Here is a 4,906-nt window from a genome sequence, read left to right on the forward strand (position 1 = left end):
GCCCTCGGCCCGCGCGGCCCCGGTCCGGGAACCGGGCTCCGGGGGTTCGAAAGGGGCGTTTCGGGGCCCGGGAGAAGGGCGGGGCTGCGGGGCTGCCCGCACGCGGCCGCCCGGCATGGCACGATCGTCATGCGGGACAAGGACACAGACGGGAGCAAGACCTTGGTGATGGTGGTCCTCGTGCTGGCGGGCGTCGCCGTGCTGGCCGCCGTCGTCGTGCTCGCGACGGGGCGCGGCGGCGAGCTCGCCCGCACGCATCCCGACGTCCCGCCGCTGCCCCTGATGAGCGGGGCCCCCGTGACCGGGCCCGAGGTCGCCATGCTGCGGCTTCCGCGCGCGTTCTGGGGCTACCAGATGAACATGACCGACGAGGCCCTGCACCGGCTCGCCTACGCCCTCACGGAGCGGGACGCGCGGCTCGCGGCCATGGAGCGGCAGGTCGCCGACCTTCGCCACCGCCTGGCGGAGTCCGAGCACGCGCACGGTCCCGCCGCCGGGCCGTCCGGGGCCTGGGCACTGCCGGACGAGCCGCCCGCCACGGTCACGGACGTCCCTGCGGGCGCCGACCCGCACGCGTCGGACGGCCGGGCGGAGGAGTTCGACCTCTTCGAGGACGACGCCGACCGTCCGGACGAGTCGCCGGAGTCCTCCGAGGACGGCCACGAGTCGTTCCCCGGCCATCCCGACCGGGACACGTTCGGTGGCCACACCCCCTCGGCCGAGGCCGGGGCCGGGGAAGCCGCGGAGCGCGAGCGCGAACGACCCGACGGCGAGGACGGCCGGTTCGACGGCCCGACGGGGCGGGGATCGTTCGGCGGCGGCCTGTTCGAAGGCCGCCGCGAGCTCCTGGAGAACGAGAACCCCCGCAAGCTCTGACCCCGCGGCCCGAGGGTTCGGCGGCCGGTTCCGCCGGAGGTATCGGCCGGTTCTGTCGGAGGTATGCGGTAGAACGGGCGGGTGAATACCGCGGTCATCGGCGAGGACGGGCTCGCCCGCTGCCCATGGGGCCTGTCGGCGCCCGAGTACGTCGCCTACCACGACGAGGAGTGGGGCCGTCCCGTCCGGGACGATCAGGGCCTCTACGAGCGGCTCTGCCTGGAGGCGTTCCAGTCCGGCCTGAGCTGGCTGACCATCCTGCGCAAGCGGGAGGGGTTCCGGTCGGCGTTCGCGGGCTTCGAGATGGAGAAGGTCGCCGCGTTCGACGAGCACGACGTGGAGCGGCTGATGGCCGACACCGCGATCGTCCGCAACCGCGCGAAGATCGACGCCGCGATCGGCAACGCCCGCGCCGCGCTGGAGCTCCCGGACGGCCTGGCGAAGCTCATCTGGAAGTACGCCGACCCGCACGCGCCGGTCCCCGCGTCGATGGCCGACGTCCCGCCGTCCACCCCCGCCTCCAAGGCGCTGTCGAAGGAGCTGAAGCGGCACGGCTTCCGCTTCGTCGGCCCGACGACGGCCTACGCCCTCATGGAGGCGTGCGGCCTGGTGGTCGTCCACCAGGCCGCTTGCCACCGCCGCGGCGCCTACTCCTGAACCGTCCCCTCCCGCACTCTCCGGCCCTGGTCAGCGGCCTTCGAAGGTGGGCTGCTCCTTCTTGAGGAAGGCCTCGGTGGCGTTCCGGTGGTCGGCGGTCTCGGCCAGGGCGTCCTGGAGCTCGGCCTCGCGTTCCAGGGCGGACGGCAGGTCGTGCGCGGCGGCGTGCGCGAGCGCGTCCTTGATCGCGCCGAACGCGACGGTGGGGCCGGCCGCGAGGGTGCGGGCCAGGCCGGTCGCCGTGGACAGCACGTCCTCCGCCGGGACGACCCGGTTCACCAGGCCGAGGGCGAGCGCGTCCGGGGCGCGCAGGGGCTCGCCGAGCATGAGCAGCTCGGCGGCCTTCGCGCGGCCCACCAGGCGCTGCAGCGTCCAGGACAGGCCGCTGTCCGGGCCGAGGCCGATCTTGGCGAACGCGGTGACGAAGGACGCCTTCTCCGACGCGACCACCAGGTCGCAGGCGAGGACGAGGGACATCCCCGCGCCGACGGCCATCCCGTTCACCGCCGCGACCACCGGCTTGCGCATGCCGGTGATCGCCTCGACGGTGGGGTTGTAGTGCCGCCGCAGGGTGCCGTCGAGGCCGCGTCCGGCGGCCAGGTTGTCGGCGTGTTCACGCAGGTCCTGCCCGGCGCTGAAGGCGCGCCCGGAGCCGGTGAGCACGACCGCGCGCGCCCCGGCGTCGGCGGCGGCGCGCTCGGCGGCCGCCCGCAGCGCCTCCTTGGTCTCGGCGGTCAGCGCGTTCATGGCTTCGGGCCGGTCGAGTGTGATCGTCGCCACACCGCCGTCCACCTCGTACCGCACCGGCCCGGTCGTCGCCTCGGACATCGTCGTCCTCACAATCTGCTCACGGTCTCGCCTCCGCCACCTTTGACGACCTTCCCCCTGGAGGGCAAGCCCCCACCGGGTTTCCGGGGGGCCGGTGTCCGGCGTGGCGGGGGGCCGTCCGGGGGCCTGCCGGACGCTCCGGACCGCCGTCCGGGGCCGCTGCCGCCGGGCCCCCGATTCCCGGACGAAAGGGTTGGTATGTAGCGCCCCAAAAGGGGATTTTTTGGGGCGAGTCCCGCGATCTGGAGGCTGATCGTTACCACTTCGCGCTCGGAAGGCGAGATAATGGACCACCACTACTGATGACGCGGATGCACAGGCGGCCAGGCGGCCAACGGTGCCCGATAGGCCCCACGCGGTCCTGGGCAGGAAGGGGATGCACGCATGGCGGCGATGAAGCCGCGGACGGGAGACGGTCCGCTCGAAGTGACCAAGGAGGGACGCGGCATCGTCATGCGGGTCCCGCTCGAAGGCGGCGGCCGTCTCGTGGTCGAGCTCTCCGCCGACGAGGCGAAGGAGCTCGGCGAGGCTCTCAAGCAGGTCGTGGGCTGACCTCCCATTCGCTTCGGCGTTGACGGCGGGTCCCGGCGGTGACGCCGGGGCCTTCGCCGTACTCGGGCCCCGCGCGGGCCCGGCGGGCGGCGGCCCCGCGGACGTCCGCCCCGCCCCGCCCCGCACCAAGGCCCGGCAGCTCGGCACACAGCAGCACAGCACACCACGCATCAGCACAGGGGGAAGCGTCCAGCATGCCCATCCAGACCCGGGTCGCGCCCGCGGGCGGAACCGTCTCGCAGGCCGTGACCGAACTCGACGCCGAGCTGGCCGCGATCCCCGTCCGGCGGGGCCCGGTCGCGCCCGCCGCCGAGATCGCCGCGGCGCTCCCGTTCGCGCTGGACGACCTCCTGGCCCTGCACGGGGCCAAGGGCGAGCCCGGTGAGATCGTCGCCACGCCCGTCCGCGTCGGCGACCAGGTCCGCGAGCTGCTGCTCTACGGGGTCGGCGACGCCACCTCGGCCGACCTGCGCAAGGCCGGCGCGGCCCTGGCCCGCCGCGCGCGCGGCCGGGCGAACCTCGTCGCCCGCGTCCCCGAGGGCGACCTCGCCGCGTTCGTCGTGGGCGCGCTGCTGGCGTCCTACGGGTTCCGCATCGGCGAGGCCCCCGCGAAGGGGCCGCTGGGCGCGCTGACCGTCCTCACCGAGTCCGGCCCCGAGGCCGCCGCGCCGGGGATCGCGCGCGGCGTCGCGCTCGCCCGCGCGACCGGGCTCGCCCGCGACCTCACCAACACGCCGTCCTCGGAGAAGACCCCGGCCTGGCTCGCCGACCGGGCCCGCGAGCTGGCGGACGAGCACGGCCTGGCGGTGCGCGTGCGCGACGAGGGCGACCTGTCCGAGGGCGGCTTCGGCGGCCTGCTCGCGGTCGGCTCCGGCTCGCCGCTGCACCCGCCGCGGCTGATCGAGCTGACCTACGAGCCGGACGGCGCGGACCGGCACATCGTCCTGGTCGGCAAGGGCATCACGTTCGACTCCGGCGGCCTGTCGCTGAAGCCGAACGACAACATGATGCTCATGAAGACCGACATGCAGGGCGGCGGCATCGTCATGGCGGTCATGGCCGCCCTGCGCGACCTCGGCGTCCGCGCGAAGGTCACCGGGCTGGTCGCGGCGGCCGAGAACATGCCGTCCGGGTCGTCCATGCGGCCGAGCGACGTGATCACCCACTTCGGCGGCCGGACGTCGGAGGTGCTGAACACCGACGCCGAGGGCCGCCTGGTCCTCGCCGACGCGCTCGCCTACGCCGACGCCGAGCTGGACCCCGACCTGGTCGTGGACGTCGCGACCCTCACCGGCGCCGCCAAGGTCGCCCTCGGCCTGCGGCACGGCGCGCTGTTCGCCAACGACGACGCGCTCGCCGCCGCCCTGTTCGAGGCGGGCGAGAAGGCAGGCGAGCCGGTCTGGCGCCTCCCGCTCGTCGAGGAGTACCGCAAGGGCATCGAGTCGGACGTCGCGGACGTCGCCAACATCGAGCGCGGCGGCCTCGGCGGCGGCTCCATCATGGCCGCGCTCTTCCTGCGCGAGTTCGTCGGCGACCGCCCCTGGGCCCACCTCGACATCGCCGGTCCGGGCCGTGCCACCGCCGACGACATGGAGATCACCAAGGGCGCCACGGGCTTCTCCGCCCGCCTTCTGCTGGAGTGGCTCTCGGCGAACTGACGCCCGTCCGCCCGGCCCGGCTCCCGCGGGCGGGGGGCCGGGCCGGTCAGCGGGTGCGGCGGTCCACCACCGGGACCTTGTGGCGGCGGCGGACCTCCTTGACCAGGGCGGGCAGGGTCGTGTCCCAGCCCGGCTCGACGCCGAAGCACCACCGGGCCGCCTCGGCCATGCCGGGGGTCGTCGCGGGGACGTCCGCGAGCGTGAAGACGATCAGGGCCGGACGCTCGGCGGTGCGGGCCATCTCCACCAAAGCGTCGGTGCCGAGGAAGACCAGGTGGTCCTGCTCGCCGCGCTTGGTGCCCGCCACGCCGCGCCGCAGCGCCGCGAGGGCCGTC

General features: G+C 74.8%; 5 protein-coding genes and 1 pseudogene. 4 read left to right on the top strand and 2 right to left on the bottom strand.

All coding sequences use genetic code 11. The features are described 5' to 3' along the window. Positions 1–876 (top strand): hypothetical protein (locus tag AB0J52_RS27345; RefSeq protein ID WP_500185207.1); only part of this gene is annotated, 876 nt, incomplete at its 5' end. 81 nt (positions 877–957) lie between these two features. After that, on the top strand, positions 958–1,533 hold the full coding sequence (locus tag AB0J52_RS27350; RefSeq protein WP_500185208.1) for a DNA-3-methyladenine glycosylase I: 576 nt from the start codon (positions 958–960) through the stop codon (positions 1,531–1,533). A 30-nt stretch (positions 1,534–1,563) separates the two neighbouring features. On the opposite strand, the gene AB0J52_RS27355 is transcribed toward AB0J52_RS27350, so the two are convergent. Then, positions 1,564–2,361 (bottom strand): enoyl-CoA hydratase/isomerase family protein, encoded by a 798-nt coding sequence (locus AB0J52_RS27355; RefSeq protein WP_500185209.1) that lies wholly within the window; start codon positions 2,359–2,361, stop codon positions 1,564–1,566. A gap of 384 nt (positions 2,362–2,745) precedes the next feature. Between AB0J52_RS27355 and AB0J52_RS27360 the strand changes: the two genes are divergently transcribed. Beyond that, a complete protein-coding gene (locus tag AB0J52_RS27360) occupies positions 2,746–2,913 on the top strand; it encodes a DUF3117 domain-containing protein (protein WP_083952185.1) in 168 nt (55 codons plus the stop codon). Between the two features lie 194 nt (positions 2,914–3,107). Next, positions 3,108–4,571 (top strand): leucyl aminopeptidase, encoded by a 1,464-nt coding sequence (locus AB0J52_RS27365; protein WP_500185210.1) that lies wholly within the window; start codon positions 3,108–3,110, stop codon positions 4,569–4,571. A 46-nt stretch (positions 4,572–4,617) separates the two neighbouring features. Here AB0J52_RS27365 and AB0J52_RS27370 read toward each other — a convergent pair. Next, positions 4,618–4,906, bottom strand: a pseudogene (locus tag AB0J52_RS27370) (hypothetical protein); the annotation flags it as partial.

The organism is Spirillospora sp. NPDC049652 (assembly GCF_040675125.1).
Lineage (GTDB): Bacteria > Actinomycetota > Actinomycetes > Streptosporangiales > Streptosporangiaceae > Spirillospora.

Coding starts and splice junctions, on each gene's coding strand:
- AB0J52_RS27355 (WP_500185209.1), bottom strand. CDS start 2,361: ATGTCCGAGGCGACGACCGGGCCGGTGCGGTACGAGGTGGACGGCGGT.
- AB0J52_RS27360 (WP_083952185.1), top strand. CDS start 2,746: ATGGCGGCGATGAAGCCGCGGACGGGAGACGGTCCGCTCGAAGTGACC.
- AB0J52_RS27365 (WP_500185210.1), top strand. CDS start 3,108: ATGCCCATCCAGACCCGGGTCGCGCCCGCGGGCGGAACCGTCTCGCAG.